A 17,784-nucleotide genomic window follows, 5' to 3' on the forward strand; every position below is an offset into this window, starting at 1 on the left:
ATCGAGAGGGGAATGGTAGAGAGATCCATGACGATACCGCAATATGCAGCGCTTGATTTATAACGTTCTGGTACATCTCGCCACGCCGCCGGCTCTGGCCGCAATTCTTTTGCGCGGGCTGCGCAATCCTGCTCATCGAGGCCGCCTCGGCGAGCGCCTGGGTTATGTTCGACTGGATGCTGCCGGCGATGCGTCGGACCGGCTATGGATCCATGCGGTATCGGTCGGGGAGGTCCAGGCGGCCGCGGTGTTGTTGCGGAGCTTGCAGCGGCGGTATCCGCGATACCGCTTGCTGGTGACGACGGCCACGCCCACGGGCGCCCGGCGGGTTCGCGATCTGTTCGGCGACCAGGTGCAGCACGCCTACTTGCCGTACGATCTGCCGGGCGCGGTACGGCGTTTCCTGTCGGCTGCACGTCCTGCGATCGCCATCGTCATGGAACGGGAAATCTGGCCTAACCTGTTTTGCGAATGCGCCGGGCGCGGCATCCCGGTGCTGTTGGCGAGCGCCCGACTCACGGAACGGTCGATGCGGTTGCACCGCAGATTTGCTGCATTGTTTGCACCTGCGCTGGACAAGGTCATCGTTGCGGCACAAACGGCGGCGGATGCACAACGATTCCTGGCCATCGGTGCACCGGCGCCGCAGGTGCATGTGACCGGCAATATAAAGTTCGACATGGAAGTCGATGAGGGCCTGCCCCAGGCAGGCGATGCATTGCGTGCGGCGCAGTTTCCAGACCGCTTGGTATGGGTTGCCGGCAGCACACATGAAGGCGAGGAGGATGTGTTGCTGGATGCGCATCGACGCGTATGCCTGCAGCATCCGGGCTGTCTGCTGGTTCTTGCGCCACGCCATCCTGAGCGATTCGATCCGGTTCGCGCCTGTCTGAAGGCGCGCGGCGTGCGTTTCGCGTCGCGTTCGGCCGGTACGTCGGTCGGGGCCGATACCGAGGTGCTGCTGGTCGATACGCTAGGCGAGTTGATGCTGTTCTATGCCGCCGGCGATATCGCCTTCGTCGGCGGCAGCCTGGTGCCTGTCGGTGGTCACAACCTGCTCGAACCCGCTGTGCTGGCCCGCCCCATCGTGGTGGGACCGTACAATTTCAATGGCCCGGATATCGCGCGGATGTTTCTGGATAGCGGTGCTGCCGTGGAAGCCGCCTCGGCAGCACCGCTGGCGAAAATCATCATCGAACTGGCGGGTGATACCGCACGGCGCGTAGCCATGGGGCATCTGGGGCGGCGGATCGTGACGGACAATCGTGGTGCAGCGGCGCACATGGTGCAGCTCATCGAAGCATCGCTGCGCTGAAACGGCCCTTGGCGGCTGGGTTTGCGGGCACGCTCGGACTCGGGTGCAGTGCCGGGGCGCGAGGATGCGGCATGTCATTCAGATGCAGGACTGGACGCCAGGCTGATGCAGGGCGCAGAGCCGCGCGCGGGTGTTTTCGTCGTTCTCGAAGGTGGCCAGAGGATAGGCGCAGCACAAGGTGAAACTGTACAGACGAGTGAGCTCGTTCCAGAGGTCTTCCACCTCGACCGCACAGCGGCGACGGCCGGCGGCCGCCAGCAGCGGTACGACCTCGCTGAACACACATACGGGCTGGCCGCGCGCTGCCGCTTGTCGAATCAGCTGGCCCATGCTGTGATGGAAACGTTGTCGGTCCGGGCAGCCATCGATCATGAAGCTGTCCAGTGCTCGATGTGCGTCCAGCGTGATATAGCGATAGGCAGCCGCGAGAGCCGCGGGTGCCAGGCCCATAGAGTTCAACCGCGTCTCGATGCGTTCGCGATGCTGCATCGTCGTGAGCGCCACGCCGGTGCAGTTTGCATCGATGGCATCGCGCAGGTAGCTACAGGCGGCTTCGATGAGCGCTTCATCCGTTTCGAAGAACTGCGCGAAGTGCGCAGCGTGTGCAGAATTCATCAGCTCGAAGCCGTACGTGATCGTTTGACGGATCATAGACGGAGCAGGTGTCTTCCGCAGTGCTGATTTCCGAACTTGACTGGATCGGTATTTCGGTGGAGCAGGTCTTTTCAAGTCGACGCGCAGCAGCAATCCTCATGCCGTTCAGATGTCCGGCGGCAGCCGGGGTGCACATAATGCAGCAGACTGTCAAAAACAGCGACGGATGTCATGAATCGAAAAGCGGGCTACGCTGGGCAGGTCGAAATACGAGAGCGATACGGGGCGAGCGAATGTTCAAACGATTGCTGCGGACTGCGAGTCTTGCCATTGCGACGATCGGTGCGTTTCAGTGTGCCGCCGCGGCGAGCTTGGGTTACGACCCTCTGGCAGATCCGTTCGATCAGTATCATCAGGCGGTCGAGCGTGCCCGGACGGATGGCAAACTGGTGCTGATCATTGCCGGCGGAGATTGGTGTAGCTGGTGTCATCGCCTGGATCGTTTCATCGAGCGAAACGGCGAGATTCGGCAAGCGCTTGATGAGGCGTTCGTCACGATCAAGGTCTATGTCGGCGATGAAAACTACAACGAGCTCTTTTTTTCACAATTGCCGGCCGCGCGCGGCGCACCGCACTTCTGGATCGTTTCGCCGCAGCGCGATGTGCTGGCCTCGCAGTCCACGGGTGTTCTCGAACAGGGTCGGCGCGACTACGACAAGCAGGCATTTTTATCCTTTATCGAGCGCTGGAAAATGCGTGATCGTCTCGCCGCCGTTGCTGTCGGATCCTAACCTCGGCGCACGTCATCCTCAGGGTATGTCATCGCTGGCGCGTCCTTGTGGACAGTGCCGTATTCGGAATACTTTCAACGATCGGATCGGTTCCGTGATTGGCCGAACTGCATTTCCAGGGCGATGCCGACTTCCGGGCTCATGGTGCGCGCTTCCGTCAGCCGGCGACGAGGCCATTCCATACCGCCGCGCAGTTCCAGAATCAGCCACTCCGGTGTCAGTTGGCGGCGCATGATCAGACGTCCGGAATAACGGGTGAGCGGGACTTCATTTTCGGTGGCGCCGTCCACCTGTATCTGCCAGGCCAGCCCGGAGCGCTCGCTGAGACTCTGAAACAATGTGACCTGGGAGTACCACTCCAGCCCGACGGTTTCTTCCGTGAACTTGCCGAGGTTGCCCCAGCGCAGCAGGAATCGACGGCTGAGCGCGCGATCCAGGTTGACGCGCGTGGTCGTACCGAAACCTTCCGAATTCTGCCAAAAAACCGTTTCGCGGGCAGTGATCACGTAGTGATCCGCAAATGTCCTCACGATCTCGTAGCGCAGGCGTGTAAAGGGATCGAGCGGCAGGTCGACACGTACGCCAAGGCCCGCGTCGAAATCGTTGCCCGTACGTCTGGGGTTCGAATAACCCAGACCCACCAGAACGCTTTCATTCTCCAGGTTGCCGAATTGCCGGGTCGGCAGCGCCTCGAAATCGGATTCGGTGTCGCTGATGAAATTATCTTCGCCCATGCGCCCGATGAATGCCGAGATACGCTTGTTCCACTGCGGCAGCTGCAGGTGCACCCGGAAGCGCAGTCGCGGATCGAGGCCGCTGTATTCGCTCCATAAGCCGCCCGCCGATACCGTGCCATGAGTTTGCCGGTATTGATCGTACAGATTCACGCCGCCGAACAGCCCGTCCAGCCAGGCCGAGGAGGTGCAGGCGGAGATCGTCAGGGTGCGGCGTACTTTCTGTAGTACACCGTTGAGGATGGTTTCGTCAGGTTCGCAGTCCTCGAGCGTGTTCTGGTCCTCTTCGGGCAGCTCTTGTTCCGGTGGCCGGAACACGCCGGCGGAAGCAGCTGCAGCTGCTTCCGCATACGACTCGGCGGATGATGATGCCAGGCAGGCGGCGGGCAGCGCACCCAGCAGTAGGAAGATCACCGGCCCGGCGCCTCGGTGCACCGGTGCCGTACCGCCGAGGCCGAGTTCCACTATGATGGGGGTTTCGAGCTTTCCCATGCTGGTGGTCAACCATGAAGTATTTGCATACGATGGTCAGAGTAACCGACGTGGCGGCCTCCATGCGCTTTTATTGCGATGCACTGGGTCTGCAGGAACAGCGTCGCATCGACAACGAGCAGGGACGGTTCACCTTGATCTTCCTGGCGGCTCCCGGTGACGAACAGGCGCAGATCGAACTGACTCATAACTGGGAGCCTGCCTACTATGGAATCGGCCGTGCTTTCGGGCATCTCGCCTATGAGGTCGAGGATATTTACGCGATCTGCCGGCGGCTGATGGAACATGACGTGATCATCAATCGGCCGCCCCGGGACGGGCGCATGGCCTTCGTACGATCTCCAGACCTGATTTCCATCGAATTGCTGCAGAAGGGAGCGCCGCTGCCCATCTGCGAGCCGTGGGTCTCCATGCCGAACCATGGCGAGTGGTGATTTCGATCGCGTGGATGAAACTGCACGCTGAGGATGAGGATCTGGCGGGCGGAAGATCTGGCGGGGGCAGGCTCTAGCGCGAGAGCGGGCGTTCCTGCAGGAAACCGTTGATCTCCTGGAGATCGGCCAATCCGAGGGTTCCTGAGGCGAGTTGGAGTTGCAGCACGTTGAGCAGATAATCGTAGCGGCTGCGTGAATAGTTGGTTTGTGCAGCGAACAATTGGCGTCGTGCATCCAGCACATCCACGGTGGTTCGGGTGCCGACCTCGAAGCCGGCTTCGGTCGCCTCCAGCGCAGTCTGGCTGGATTCCAGCGCCTGTCTGAGCGCCTTGACGCGGGATATTTCACTGAGTACGCCGAGGTAGGCGTCACGGGCCGAACGCTCGGTTTCACGATTCGCCCGCTCCAGACGTTCGCGTGCTGCGCGATGCAAATAAACACGCTGGCGCACACGCGAGGAAGCTGCACCGCCGGAATAAATGGGCACCGTGACTTGTATACCTATCGAATCGGTGGTCTGGGACTGATCGGCAGGGCTGCGTGCGGTGCTCTGGCCGGCAGCGTTGCGGCCGATCTGGGTGCCATCGAAATCCTGATCGGAGCGGCTGGCCACCAGATCGATCGATGGGTAGTGCCCGGCACGTGCCACCCGGATGTCCTGTTTGGCGATATCGGTGGCTAGACGCGCAGAGATGACGCGCAGGTTCTGCTCCAGCGCTGTGCTCACCCACTGGTTCTGGTCGAGGGGATCCGGGATTTTCAGGGGCATGTCGTCGATCGGTGCCGCCAGGCTGTCGAATGACTCACCCGTCAGTTCGCGCAACAGTTCCCGGGTGGTTGCCAGCGTACGTTTAGCCTGGATCACGTTCGCGGCGGCCTGGTCATGTGCTGCGCGCGCTTCCTGGACATCCGTGATCGCGACCAACCCCACTTCGAAACGCTTATCGGCCTGTTCCAGTTGTCGCGAAAAGGCCTCCAGCGAGGCTTCGGCGGCGTCGACTGTGTCCTGGGCGGCGAGTACGTCGAAATAGCGCAGTGCAGTGCGCTGGATGAGGTCCTGCTGGGCGGCCTGGAAGTCTGCTTCGGCCTGTGCGACTTGCGCATCGGCACGCTTGAGTGCGACCCACTGATCCCAGCGAAACAGCGTCTGGCGCAGGCTCAACTCATACTGCCTGGCATCCAAGTCGCTGTCGCTGCCGATCGTGCGTGGTACCAGCGGGCTGGTGGGAATGGACGGATCGGAGTTGATGAGCGTGGTGCGCTCCACTTCCTGATCGGTCTTCGAGTAGGAGCCGCTGGCGCTCAGCTGCGGCAGCAGCGCCGCCAATGCCTGCGGTTTGGATTCGAGGCTGGCTAGCCGATTGGCATCCGCCTCACGGATCTGGGGATCGCTCTGCAGGGCGCGCTGATAGACCGTGACCAGATCCGCGGGCCAGGCCACGCTCGCAAGCAACGATACGCTGCCGGCGATGACGAGATATGCGCATGGCTTCATGTATTGCTTCCATCGGCTCGCTGCCGAGTGTGGTTCGGTGCCTCAGTAACCGGGAATGCTTGTATCTACGTCACGGGACCAAGCCAGTACACCACCTGCGAGATTAACTGCCTGGAAGCCGTTTTGTTGCAGGAATTTCGCTACATCCAGACTGCGCCGCCCCGAGCGGCACAGAATGATCGTTTCGCGGCTGCGATCGAGTTCGCCGATGCGATCGATGATCTGATCCATCGGGATGTGTATCGCGCCAGGCACGGGTGCGATCTGTAACTCCCATTCTTCGCGTACATCCAGCAAGGTCAGGATATCGCCGCGCTCACGCCGCTCGATGAATTCGGCGGGAGTGATCTCGGGAATGCTCATGATGATACCGGCCGCAGGCCAGGAGAAAAAAGGAAGCCGCCGCCGCAGGTGCCGCTAGAACACGAAGGTGGACGGGCGTGGTGCGTTGATGAGAGGATCGATAATCGTCTCGAACAGACTTTCGTGCTGCCATTCGCGCTCGCCGGTCCGGGTCACCTTCCAGGCTTCCATGACCGGTGCCTGCCCGACGACGATGAACATTCGTCCACCGATGCGCAGGGCTTGCTGAAACCGCTCGTCATAGATCGGCAACGAGCCCGTCACGGCGATAGCGTCATAGGCCGATTGTTCCTGGAGCTGCAGCGCATCGGCGAGTTCGACGGCGACGTTGTTGGCGGCAACGGCGAGCAGGTTCGTTTTTGCCAAGGCTGCCAGTTCCGGAATGATTTCCAGCGAGCGGACCCGGGCGGCAAGCCTGGATAGGCAGGCTGACAGGTAGCCGCTGCCGGTACCGACTTCCAGTACCATATCGTTGCTGTCGACAGCCAGGGATTGGAGGATACGCCCATGCAGCTTGGCCGGTAGCATCGTTTGGCCATGGGGCAGCGGGATCGGCGCATCCATGTGCGCCAGTTCGCCATAACCTGGTGCGAACACTTCCCGATGCACCTGCCTCATGACGTCAAGTACGCGATCGTCGAACACGTTCCAAGTGCGAACTTGCTGCTCGATCATCGTGTCGCGCGCGGCTTCCATAGTCGTGGAGGAGATATCGTTGAGAGGAGCGCAAGGTTACGAACTTTGAATCCGGCACACAAGTTCAGGCGGCTGGTTCAGGCGGGCGGCTTATGACAAGCCAGCATATTGCGGCCCAGGCCGGCAGATCGAAACGCCGGTCGAGCTATCCGCCGGGCCGCCGCTGAGCCGACCGGGCGCAAACCGGCGAAAATCTGCCGCCGGAGCCGCCCAGCGGACCTGGCGCAGTGCTGCAACCGGCAGGTTCAGGGCTCGGCATCGGACCGCTATGAAATGACTGCCTACAATATGGTCAATCCGCAAGGCAGGAGAGCCGCCGTTCGCTATGCTACCGGCGGGAAACCAGGGATTTGCGTGCGTGTCCGCCGTTTGGTTCCGAATAGGCTTGCAATCCGGGAATGGAAGGCGGGAATACGCTAACGCAAGGCGACCGACCGGGCGCTACCGGTGATGATTGGAGCGATGGTCGGGGTAATGGTTGAGTTGGCTGTTAATTGGTGAGTGCCCTTATTTTGGGGACCTTGACTCTTTCACTGGTTGTTGCGGTCGTAGCGCTGCTGGCGCTGCTCGTATGGCGCGAGCTGCGGGCGGCGGCGTTGGTGCGAGCGGCAGGCCAGCTTGAAGATATCGTGCGTACCGGGCGGTTCGCGGAACGGTTGCGCGGCGGCGGCGGCGGCGCCGTTGCGCCATTCACCGACAGCGCCAACCGGCTGTTGGAACAGGTGGCGCTGAAAGAAATGCTGATCGATGAACGTGAGCGTTCTCTCGCCGGCTTGCTGGGCGGTCTGCATGAGGCGGTGGCCGTGTATCGCGAGGCGTTCGTATTCGGCAATGAACGATTCGCTTCCTTGATGGGCCTGACGGAGGCCCGGCAGCTGGAGGGCCGGACCCTGTCCGAACTGGTCCATCCTGACTATGCCGATCTGGCACGTGAGCATCTGCGGCGTACGCTCCACGCGGAGCCGGGGCTGGAACGCCTGGAAATAGAACTGCGCCCGGAGAGCGGCTGCACCGTTCGGGCGGAGCTGACCGCGGTCAGGATCGATTATCAGAACGGCGCGGCATTACTGCTTACCGTAGTCGAGATGGGGCCGCGCGTGGCGGCGGTGCCGAGCCCGTCGCGCGCCCGTTCGACGGCGTGGGAAACACTCGATTCCCTGGGGGAAGGCGTCGTCACCACCGACATCAACGGGCGCATCGACTATCTCAATCAGGCGGGTGAACAATTGCTCGGCGTCAGCGCCGTGGACGCACTGGGCAAGGGGATCACCGATATTATCACGCTGCTCGATGAAGGCAGCCGGGGCTCCTTGGGCGATCCGGTGCGCCATTGCCTGGCAACCCAATCGAAGATCACGGCGGGACGCCGCGGGGTGATGATTTCGCACGGTGACGGCGAGGAGCGCTCCGTCGAGTTGACGGTGACGCCGCTGAAGGGGCAGAAGGGCGATTTGCTGGGCACCGTCATCGTGGTGCGTGATGTCAGCGAATTACGCGGCATCACCAAGCAGATGTCCTATCAGGCGAGTCATGATGCGCTCACCGGCCTGGTGAATCGCCGGGAATTCGAGCGGCGGCTGGAGGAAGTGCTGGCGATGGCGCATTCCGGCGACGGGCACCATGTGTTGTGTTACCTGGATCTCGATCGCTTCAAGGCAGTCAACGATAGCTGCGGCCATATGGCGGGCGACGGCATGCTGCGTGAAGTCGCGGCCCTGATCAAGGAAGCGGTGCGGGATTCCGATACGGTCGGACGTTTGGGAGGGGACGAATTCGGCATGCTGCTGGTGGGTTGTCCTCTGGACAAGGCGCGCCAGATCGCCGATGACGTGGTGCGTAGGATCAGCGAATACCGCTTTGTGTGGAAGGACAAGATATTCAATATCGGGGTCAGTGTCGGGCTGATCGAGATATCACGGGAAAGCGGCGCACCCGAAGAAGTGATGAGCGCAGCCGATTCGGCCTGCTACGTAGCAAAAAGACAGGGCAATCATGTGCACGTCTATTCGGCTCGTGACGAAGCGGTGGCGCGACATCGTGGCGAGATCCATTGGCTGCAGCAGCTGCAGTCTGCGCTGAAGGAGAATCGCTTCGAACTGCTGGCGCAGCCGATCGTAGCCACCGCTACCGATCCGAAACAGGGACCGGCGCTGGAGGTACTGCTGCGTTTGCAGGATGAGGGCATGCCGGAGGGTATCTCACCGGTCGAGTTCTTGCGTGCGGCGGAGCGTTATCGACTGATGCCGGACGTGGATCGATGGGTCGTGCAAACGGCATTGACCGCGCTGGGCCGCGGCGGCATCCGCTTGCCCGCGCATCGCAGCCTGGCGATCAACCTGTCGGGACAAACATTGGGAGATCCGCAATTTCTGGAGTTCGTCGTGGACGTGCTGGATCGTACGGGCGTGTCGCCCAGCCAGCTGTGCTTCGAGGTGACGGAAAACTCGGTCATTACGAATATCGAGCATGCGCAGCGTTTCATCGGCGTACTGCATGGCATGGGATGCCAGTTCGCGCTGGATGATTTCGGCCGCGGCTTGTCCTCGTTCGGCAACCTCAAAAATCTCGCGCTCGACTATTTGAAGATCGACGGCACGTTCATCCGCAATCTGGGAACCGACAGCGTCAATCAGGCGATGGTTGCGGCCATGGTCAAGCTGGCGCGAAGCTTGAATTTCCAGGTCATCGCGGAGCAGGTCGAGGATGCGGGAGCGCTGCAGATCGCCACCAGGATGGGCGTGGATTTCGTGCAGGGCTTCCACGTGGGCCGGCCGCAGCCGCTGGCCAGAGTGGTGGTTCGCACGACGTAGCGTCTATGCCGCGGTCCAGCAGGATGCCGTGTAGGATCGTTGTGAAATAAAAACGGCGCAGCCGTGAAGCTGCGCCGCTTGGGGAGAGGCCGGCGGGTGGGTTGCTTACAGCAACGGCACCAGCAGCAGCGCCACGATGTTGATGATCTTGATCAACGGATTGATGGCGGGGCCGGCAGTATCCTTGTAGGGATCGCCTACGGTATCTCCGGTCACCGCAGCCTTGTGGGTCTCCGATCCCTTGCCGCCGAAATTGCCTTCTTCGACGTACTTCTTGGCATTGTCCCAGGCACCGCCGCCGGTGCACATGGAGATCGCCACGAACAGACCGGTAACGATCGTGCCGATCAGCAGTCCACCCAGGGCGCGAATGCCGGCGCCGGGACCCATCAAATAGTTCATGCCGAAGGCGACGATCACCGGCACCAGGATGGGCAGCAGCGAGGGAATGATCATTTCCTTGATCGCCGCCTTGGTGAGCAGGTCCACGGCGGTGGAATAATCCGGCTTGCCGGTGCCTTCCATGATGCCCTTGATCTCGCGGAACTGGCGGCGGACTTCGACCACGACAGAGCCCGCGGCGCGTCCGACGGCTTCCATGGCCATGGCGCCGAACAGGTAGGGCACCAGTCCACCGATGAACAGGCCGATGATCACGGCGGGATCCGACAGGCTGAATTCCTGCAGTTTGCCGGCCGCTTCGAGGTTGTGGGTATAGTCGGCGAACAGCACCAATGCAGCCAGACCGGCCGAGCCGATCGCGTAGCCCTTGGTGACCGCCTTGGTGGTGTTGCCCACCGCATCCAGGGCATCGGTGATCTGGCGCACTTCATTGGGCAGACCGGACATCTCGGCGATGCCGCCGCCGTTGTCGGTGATCGGGCCATAGGCATCCAGCGCTACGATCATGCCCGTCATGGACAACATGGCGGTTGCGGCGATCGCGATGCCGTACAAGCCGCCGAAATGATACGAGCCCCAGATGGCGGCGCATACGGCCAGCACCGGCCAGGCCGTCGAGCGCATGGAAACGGCGAGGCCGGCGATCACGTTGGTACCGTGACCGGTCTGAGAGGCCGCTGCGACAGTACGCACCGGGCTGTATTCGGTGGCGGTGTAATACTCGGTGATCCAGATCAGCGCAGCCGTAAGCGCCAGGCCGATCACCGCGCAGGCGAACAATCCGCCCGCCGCATCGCCCATGACCTGCGGCGTAATCACATAGAAGGCGATCAGCGCCAGGATGCCGGAGACCGCCGTGCCGCGGTACAGGGCATTCATGATCTTGCCGCCGTCGCGAGCCTTGACGAACAGTGAGCCGATGATGGAGGCGACGATCGAAACCGCGCCCAGTACCAGGGGGTACAAGACATAGCGAATGTCCAGGCCACCGTCCGCCGCCTGGAACATCAGGCCGCCGAGCACCATGGTCGCCACAATGGTGACGGCGTAGGTCTCGAACAGGTCGGCGGCCATGCCGGCACAGTCACCGACGTTGTCACCGACGTTGTCGGCGATGACGGCCGGGTTACGCGGGTCGTCCTCGGGAATGCCGGCCTCCACCTTGCCGACCAGGTCGGCGCCGACGTCGGCTCCCTTGGTGAAGATGCCGCCGCCAAGGCGGGCGAAGATGGAAATCAGCGAGCCGCCGAAAGCCAGGCCGACCAGTGCATGCAGCGCCTCCTCGGTGGCGCCCAGCAGCGCGAAGTAGCCGGCGACGCCGAGCAGTCCGAGGCCGACCACCAGCATGCCGGTGATTGCGCCGCCCCGGAAGGCGATGGAGAGCGCGGGGTTCAGGCCGACGCTGGCAGCCTGCGCGGTACGCACATTGGCGCGTACGGAAACGTTCATGCCGATGAAGCCGGCCAGGCCCGACAGTATCGCGCCGATGGCGAATCCGCCGGCGGTCTGCCAGTCGAGGGCGAATCCCAGCAATACGAACAACACCACGCCGACCAGGCTGATCGTGGTGTACTGCCGGTTCAGATAAGCCTTGGCTCCAGCCTGAATGGCAGCTGCGATTTCCTGCATGCGTTCCGTGCCGGCGGATTGTTTATTGATCCAGCCGAAAGCGACGACGCCGTAGAGTACGGCGAGTACGCCGGCGCCGATCGCGAGCCAAAGCGCGACATCTGTGGACATGAAAATGATCCTCCCCTTTGCGGGAAATTAGTTCTTAAAAGCTTACGTTGGACTTCGCGGCGATGCTTGCGCCGCGATGCCGAGCCTGCCGGGACCAAAGTACTTTACCGGCGGGCCGAGCTGGTAAAACTATAGCACAAAGCCTTTTTTGAGCTGCTTTTTCACGGGCACATTCTTCAGGACCACATACTGCGGCAGGCCGTCCTTGTAGGGTGGGTAGTCCTCGCCGCGAATCAGGCCGGAGAGATAGCGGCGGGCCTTGGCCGTGATATGGAATCCATCCGCAGTGATGTAGTCACGCGGCAGCATTTTTTCCTTGTTGGCGACGCTTTCGAGGTCCGCCATGCCGATTTTCCAGCGGTAAGGCCGGTCGGAGACACGCACGATCGCCGGCATGACCGCATTGTGGCCCTTGAGCGCCAGTTCCACCGCGGCCTTGCCGACCGCATAGGCCTGTTCCACGTCGACCTTGGAGGCGATGTGCCGGGCCGCGCGCTGCAGATAGTCGGCAACCGCCCAGTGATACTTGTAGCCCAGGCGGACCTTGATCCGCTGTGCGATGAAGGGCGCCACGCCGCCGAGCTGGGCATGGCCGAAAGCGTCGCGGCCGCCTGTTTCGGAAAGAAATTTACCCGCGGCATCGCGTACGCCTTCGGAGACCACGATCGCACAGTACCCGTATTTTTCCACGCTGCGTTTTACACGCGCGCAAAAGCGATCCTCATCGAAGGCGATTTCCGGAAACAGGATGATGTGGGGTGCATCTGCGGCCTGTTCAGCGGCCAGTCCGCCGGCCGCGGCGATCCAGCCGGCATGCCGGCCCATCACTTCCAGAACGAACACCTTGGTCGATGTCTTCGCCATCGAGGCGACATCGAAGCCGGCCTCGCGGATGGATACGGCGACATACTTGGCCACCGAACCGAAGCCCGGACAGCAGTCGGTCATCGGTAGATCGTTGTCCACGGTCTTGGGGATATGAATCGCCTGAATGGGATAGCCCAGACGTTCGGCGAGTTGCGAAACCTTGAGGCAGGTGTCAGCCGAATCGCCGCCGCCGTTGTAAAAAAAATAGCCGATGTCGTGCGCCTTGAAGACCTCGATCAGACGCAGGTACTGGGTGGGATCGTCCTCGAATTTCCGGAGCTTGTAGCGGGCTGAACCGAAGGCGCCCGAGGGGGTATGCCGCAGCGCACGGATCGCGGCGGCCGATTCTCGCCGGGTATCGACCAGGTCTTCCATCAGGGCGCCGACGATGCCGTGTCGGCCGGCGTAGAGCGTTGCGATGCGTTGCGGATGCTTGCGGCAGGTTTCGATGACCCCGCAGGCCGAGGCGTTGATCACCGCGGTCACGCCGCCTGATTGGGCATAGAAGGCATTGCGGGGTTTCATGGCGGGCATGCATCACCTGGACGAACGTGGCAATGAGTCAAGGATAGCGCAGCGGGTGGCTGGCCGGGCGTTCGAAACCAAGGTTTCCTAGTACCCAGGCGCCTCGCTTTTCTGTAGGGTAGCGCCTCTTTTCTGGAGGTCCGCGCGAATGATGCGTATCGTACTGTTGGGAGCCCCGGGGTCGGGCAAGGGAACACAGGCGCAACGTCTACAAGCGAAATATGGTGTGCCCCAGGTCTCTTCCGGAGATCTGCTGCGCGACGCCGTGGCGCGTGGAACGGCGCTAGGCCTGAAGGCCAAGGCGGCGATGGATTCCGGGCAACTCGTTTCCGACGATATCGTGCTGGGATTGATCCGGGATCGCCTTGGCCGTCCCGATGCGGCGAACGGCTTCATCCTCGATGGCTTTCCCCGCAATATCGATCAGGCCAAGGCGCTGAGCAAACTGTTGGAGGACATAGGACAGCCCCTGGAGGTCGTGCTGTTGCTCGACGTGCGCCGGCAATCCCTGGCCCGGCGTCTGACCGGACGGCGCAGCTGCCCCAAATGCGGCGCGATCTACAATATTCATTCGCTGCCGGCCGGCGTCATGACCTGCGCGCGCGATGGAACGGAACTCTATCAGCGGCCCGATGACAAGGAAGAAGTCATCGATAAGCGCCTGGAGGTCTACGAGCGGCAGACCCGGCCGCTGGTCCGGCATTACACGCGGCTGGGTTTGCTGCGGGCGGTCGCGGGCGAAGGTGAGCAGGATGAAGTATTCGAGCGCATGGAATCCGCCGCGCTGACCAGGCCCGTCTCATCGGCAGCAGTGCGGGTCGGCCGCAAGTCGGCCAAGCGCACGCCGCGATCTGCGAAACCGGTGCGATCGAGGACGATCCGCCCTGCCGGCGGAGCGGCGAAATCCAAGACGGCGAAATCCAAGGCATCGAGTCCGGTGGTCCGGCCGGCGAAATCATCAGGTAAGAAGGCGGTCGCCAAGGCCCGGCCGGCGGGTACGGTGATCCGGAAAGCAAAGTCCGCCGGCAAGACGGCGCTGCGCAAGGCAGGCGTCAAAGCGACCAAGACAGCCAAGGTAGCCAAGGCCGCCAAGGCCGCTGCGAGCAAGACGGCTAAGGTGGCCGCGAGCGCAAGGAAGCCGGCCACGGTCACCGCAAGAAGGAAGGCCGGAACGACGAAGAAGCTGTCCAGGAAAGCCGCCAGGCCGACGGCAAGAACAGCGCTAGGCCGCAAGACTGCGAAGCAGCGCACGGCACGGGCGCCTCGCGCGGCCGGCAGCCGCGGGGTACGCCGCGGGGCAGCAGGGAAAACAGCCAAAAAAGCGGCAAGGAAGAAATAAACCCGGGGTTGCTGCAGGAGGGGCAACCCGGCCGCGGTGATCCCTTCATGAGGATTCTTCGGCGGTCGTTCTCGACGATGGAATAGGGGGATGGGATCAGGCTCCGGCGAGTGCGGCCAGGTGCTCGCCGATCACTTCGCGGCGCCATCCCTTCGTCAGGCGCTCGGCATGACCCGAGAACACCAGGCGCTCGACATCGCGACGTGTCGCGAGCAGTTCGGGACTGATGCGCAACTCCTGGGCTTGGGTGCGTACGAAGTTCATGAGCCGCGTCACTTGTGAGAGCTGTTGTGGTTCGGGCCGCTGCGGCAGTGTTGCGGGCGCTTCGGCGTCCGCCATGCCGCACCCTTGCTCCACCAGCGACAATAGTTCCGCGCCTCGACGGCGAATGACACCGGCAGGCAGGGTGCGGATCCGCCCGAGATCCTGGATGCTCGCGGGCAGACGCTCGGCGATCTCGCGCAGGGCGTCATCGGTAAGAATCCAGCCTCGAGGCTTGTCGTGCCTCATTGCGGTGTTTTCACGCCATTGCGCCAGCAGCTTCGCAGTGGCGCGCTGCTCGGGTTGCAGCCGGTCCAATCCCTTGAGCCGTTGCCATGCAGTCCGCGGATCGGTTCGGTGCAACTCCAGACGTTCGAGTTCGCATGTCTCCTCAAGCAGCCATTCCAGCCGGCCGGCCGCCTCCAGGGCGTTACGCAGATCCAGATACAAGGGCACAAGATAACGTACGTCGTCGGCGGCATAGCGCAGTTGCTCCTCGCTGAGCGGCCGTCGCGACCAGTCCGCACGTGTATGAGCCTTTGCCAGGGTAACGCTCAGGCGTTCGGCAACGAGCGGCCCGTAGCCGATCTGCGCGGGGTAGCCGAGCAGGGCTGCTGCGATCTGGGTGTCGAACACCGGACCTGGCGGGCCCGATGGGCTGGTCAAGGAGATCACTTCGTAGTCCTGGCGCGCCGCATGCAGCACCTTGGTGCATTCGCGGTTTGCAAGCAGTTGCCATAGCGGCTGCAGATCGGGTATCGCCAGCGGATCGATGAGCGTACAGAAATCCGGCGTGGCGGCTTGAATGAGGCAGAGCTGAGGGAAATAGGTGCTCTCGCGCATGAATTCGGTGTCGAGAGCAAGGAAACGAGCGGCCGACAGCCGCTCCAGGGCCAACAGGAGATCGGCGGACGTAGCTATGGGAAGCGTGGCTTGCATGAAGGTGCGTGTACAATCGGCCTGGGGATGACCGCATCGATATTATAGGCGCCGCGCCGGCTTCTCGACTCACATGCTGAGACTTCTGCAAACCTTCGTCGATATCGCACTGTGGCGTAAGGGACCTCAGGATCTGCCGGCTTCCACGGTGTTGGCGTCGATGGTGCTGTTCATGTACGTGGCCATCGAGTTCATCGGCGTGCAGATGTTCGATTTGAGCCTGCGCGCCGCGGTGGTCTTCATTGGTGTGGATGTGCTGATGATCAGCGGATGGCTATGGCTGGTCTTGGCGTTTTTCGGACGCCGCCAGCGATTCGTTCAGACCATCACTGCGACCCTGGGCGTAGGCGTGATGATCCTCATACTGGATATCACGGTGCGCGCACTGCAGATCGGGCTGGGTCTGGGCAATGACCTGGCGAGCAACTGGTTGTTGCTGCGATTTCTGATCATCGCGCTGGTCATGGGAAGGATTTTCATGCATGCACTGGACCGTGGCCTGATGACCGGGATGGCGCTCACCGTGGCGATCATCTATTCGACCGAAGCGGTCGCCCAGATCATGCTCGGCGCCGTCTGACAGGGATCGCGATGCACATTCATATCCTCGGTATCTGCGGCACCTTCATGGGCGGCATTGCAGCGTTGGCGCGCGCAGCCGGACATCGCGTGACAGGATCCGATAGCGGCGTCTATCCGCCTATGTCCGAGCAGTTGACCTCCCTGGGTATCGAGCTGATCGAGGGTTACGAGCCGGGGCAGCTTCGGCTCGCACCGGACATCGTGGTGGTCGGCAACGTCATGAGCCGTGGCAACACCTTGATCGAGGCGCTGCTGGAAAGCGGCATTCCCTACACCTCGGGACCGGATTGGCTGGCACGGCATGTACTCACGGGGCGGTGGACCCTGGCGGTTGCCGGTACGCATGGCAAGACCACGACCGCCAGCGTGCTGACCTGGATACTGGAGCATGCGGGCCTGGACCCGGGTTTTCTCATCGGCGGGATTCCAGACAATTTTGCCGTATCGGCGCGTCTGGGCACGGGTGCTCCTTTCGTCGTGGAGGCCGACGAATACGATACCGCCTTCTTCGACAAGCGTGCCAAATTCGTGCACTACCGTCCGCGCACGGCCATTCTGAATAACCTCGAACATGATCATGCAGATATCTATCCGGACGTGGCCTCCATCCAATGGCAGTTCCAGCAGCTGTTACGGATGGTTCCACGCAACGGCCTGGTCGTCGCCAATGCCGCGGATGCGCATGTCATGGAAGTGATCGCCAAGGGTTGCTGGTCGCCTGTCGAGCATTTTGCCGGTGCTCCCCTCGAGCGGGACGGAGCGCTGGAACACTGGCATGTGGCCGTGCCTGACGAAGGAGACTACACCCGCTTTGCGATCATGCGCGGCACGCATTGCGCCGGTACGGTGGACTGGGCCATGCCCGGCCGGCACAACGCCGAGAATGCGCTGGCCGCCATTTTGGCCGCACGTCATGCCGGCGTCGATATGGACGTGGCGATCGCGGCCCTGAAATCCTTCAAGGGGGTCCGCCGCCGCATGGAAATCCGCGGTGTGGTTCGCGGCATTACCGTGTATGACGATTTTGCTCATCATCCCACGGCCGTTGCGGCTACGATCGAGGCTCTGCGGCGACGTGTCGGATCGGCGCGTCTGGTGGCAGTCCTGGAGCCGCGCTCCAATACCATGAAGCTCGGTACGCATCGTGAGGCGCTGGCGGGTTCCCTGGAACTGGCGGACCGGGTGTGGTTGTATCAGGGGCCGAACGTGCAATGGGATGTTGCCGGGGCGGTGGCTCCCCTGGGAGAGCGGGCCAGAGTCGTGAAAAATAGCGGTGAACTGACCGATCTTCTGGTGAGCACGCTGGCGCCCGGGGATCATGTACTGATCATGTCGAACGGCGGCTTCGATGGAATTCATGGTCGGTTGCTGGACCGTCTCGCCGACACATCCTCATGATTGCCCT

General features: G+C 62.2%; 15 protein-coding genes. 7 read left to right on the top strand and 8 right to left on the bottom strand.

Annotated elements, in window-relative coordinates:
• The first annotated feature begins 43 nt into the window (after nt 1-43).
• Nucleotides 44-1,315: a lipid IV(A) 3-deoxy-D-manno-octulosonic acid transferase gene (waaA, locus tag ACG33_RS02980; protein WP_066918568.1), complete on the top strand. Its 1,272-nt coding sequence runs from the start codon at nt 44-46 to the stop codon at nt 1,313-1,315.
• Nucleotides 1,316-1,393: 78 nt separating this feature from the next.
• Here the strand turns inward: waaA and ACG33_RS02985 are convergent, their stop codons facing one another.
• Nucleotides 1,394-1,930 (bottom strand): MEDS domain-containing protein, encoded by a 537-nt coding sequence (locus ACG33_RS02985; protein ID WP_168160000.1) that lies wholly within the window; start codon nt 1,928-1,930, stop codon nt 1,394-1,396.
• 272 nt (nt 1,931-2,202) lie between these two features.
• Between ACG33_RS02985 and ACG33_RS02990 the strand changes: the two genes are divergently transcribed.
• Nucleotides 2,203-2,700, top strand: coding sequence for a thioredoxin family protein (locus ACG33_RS02990; RefSeq protein WP_066918572.1), 498 nt, complete (start codon nt 2,203-2,205; stop codon nt 2,698-2,700).
• Between the two features lie 74 nt (nt 2,701-2,774).
• Here the strand turns inward: ACG33_RS02990 and ACG33_RS02995 are convergent, their stop codons facing one another.
• Nucleotides 2,775-3,926, bottom strand: coding sequence for a hypothetical protein (locus ACG33_RS02995; RefSeq protein ID WP_157071649.1), 1,152 nt, complete (start codon nt 3,924-3,926; stop codon nt 2,775-2,777).
• Between the two features lie 14 nt (nt 3,927-3,940).
• Here ACG33_RS02995 and ACG33_RS03000 point away from each other — a divergent pair, with 14 nt between their 5' ends.
• Nucleotides 3,941-4,360, top strand: a complete 420-nt coding sequence (locus tag ACG33_RS03000) for a VOC family protein (RefSeq protein ID WP_066918576.1) — start codon at nt 3,941-3,943, stop codon at nt 4,358-4,360.
• A 73-nt stretch (nt 4,361-4,433) separates the two neighbouring features.
• On the opposite strand, the gene ACG33_RS03005 is transcribed toward ACG33_RS03000, so the two are convergent.
• Genes ACG33_RS03005 through ACG33_RS03015 form a run of 3 tightly spaced genes read right to left on the bottom strand, consistent with a single transcriptional unit; the run spans nt 4,434 to nt 6,914 of the window.
• On the bottom strand, nt 4,434-5,855 hold the full coding sequence (locus ACG33_RS03005) for a TolC family outer membrane protein (protein WP_066918578.1): 1,422 nt from the start codon (nt 5,853-5,855) through the stop codon (nt 4,434-4,436).
• Between the two features lie 42 nt (nt 5,856-5,897).
• A complete protein-coding gene (locus ACG33_RS03010; RefSeq protein WP_066918580.1) occupies nt 5,898-6,218 on the bottom strand; it encodes a rhodanese-like domain-containing protein in 321 nt (106 codons plus the stop codon).
• 54 nt (nt 6,219-6,272) lie between these two features.
• A complete protein-coding gene (locus tag ACG33_RS03015; protein ID WP_066918582.1) occupies nt 6,273-6,914 on the bottom strand; it encodes a protein-L-isoaspartate O-methyltransferase family protein in 642 nt (213 codons plus the stop codon).
• A 497-nt stretch (nt 6,915-7,411) separates the two neighbouring features.
• Between ACG33_RS03015 and ACG33_RS03020 the strand changes: the two genes are divergently transcribed.
• A complete protein-coding gene (locus ACG33_RS03020; protein ID WP_157071651.1) occupies nt 7,412-9,724 on the top strand; it encodes a bifunctional diguanylate cyclase/phosphodiesterase in 2,313 nt (770 codons plus the stop codon).
• A 105-nt stretch (nt 9,725-9,829) separates the two neighbouring features.
• Here ACG33_RS03020 and ACG33_RS03025 read toward each other — a convergent pair whose 3' ends face one another.
• Both ACG33_RS03025 and ACG33_RS03030 read right to left on the bottom strand, forming a co-directional pair.
• The gene (locus ACG33_RS03025) at nt 9,830-11,866 is read right to left on the bottom strand and encodes a sodium-translocating pyrophosphatase (protein WP_066918586.1); all 2,037 of its coding nucleotides are present in this window, start codon (nt 11,864-11,866) and stop codon (nt 9,830-9,832) included.
• A gap of 129 nt (nt 11,867-11,995) precedes the next feature.
• Complete coding sequence (locus ACG33_RS03030; protein ID WP_066922743.1) at nt 11,996-13,258, bottom strand: 6-phosphofructokinase; 1,263 nt, start codon at nt 13,256-13,258, stop codon at nt 11,996-11,998.
• Between the two features lie 148 nt (nt 13,259-13,406).
• Between ACG33_RS03030 and ACG33_RS03035 the strand changes: the two genes are divergently transcribed.
• Nucleotides 13,407-14,597, top strand: a complete 1,191-nt coding sequence (locus ACG33_RS03035) for an adenylate kinase (protein WP_237392675.1) — start codon at nt 13,407-13,409, stop codon at nt 14,595-14,597.
• 96 nt (nt 14,598-14,693) lie between these two features.
• On the opposite strand, the gene rnd is transcribed toward ACG33_RS03035, so the two are convergent.
• Nucleotides 14,694-15,797 carry a ribonuclease D gene (rnd, locus tag ACG33_RS03040; protein ID WP_066918587.1) on the bottom strand — a complete coding sequence of 368 codons (1,104 nt, stop codon included), beginning with the start codon at nt 15,795-15,797 and terminating at the stop codon, nt 14,694-14,696.
• A gap of 73 nt (nt 15,798-15,870) precedes the next feature.
• On the opposite strand from rnd, the gene ACG33_RS03045 reads away from it, so the two are divergent.
• Nucleotides 15,871-16,377 carry a hypothetical protein gene (locus tag ACG33_RS03045; protein ID WP_066918589.1) on the top strand — a complete coding sequence of 169 codons (507 nt, stop codon included), beginning with the start codon at nt 15,871-15,873 and terminating at the stop codon, nt 16,375-16,377.
• Nucleotides 16,378-16,388: 11 nt separating this feature from the next.
• Complete coding sequence (mpl, locus tag ACG33_RS03050; RefSeq protein ID WP_066918591.1) at nt 16,389-17,777, top strand: UDP-N-acetylmuramate:L-alanyl-gamma-D-glutamyl-meso-diaminopimelate ligase; 1,389 nt, start codon at nt 16,389-16,391, stop codon at nt 17,775-17,777.
• The last annotated feature ends 7 nt before the right edge of the window (nt 17,778-17,784 follow it).

Source organism: Steroidobacter denitrificans, assembly GCF_001579945.1.
GTDB classification, from domain to species: domain Bacteria; phylum Pseudomonadota; class Gammaproteobacteria; order Steroidobacterales; family Steroidobacteraceae; genus Steroidobacter; species Steroidobacter denitrificans.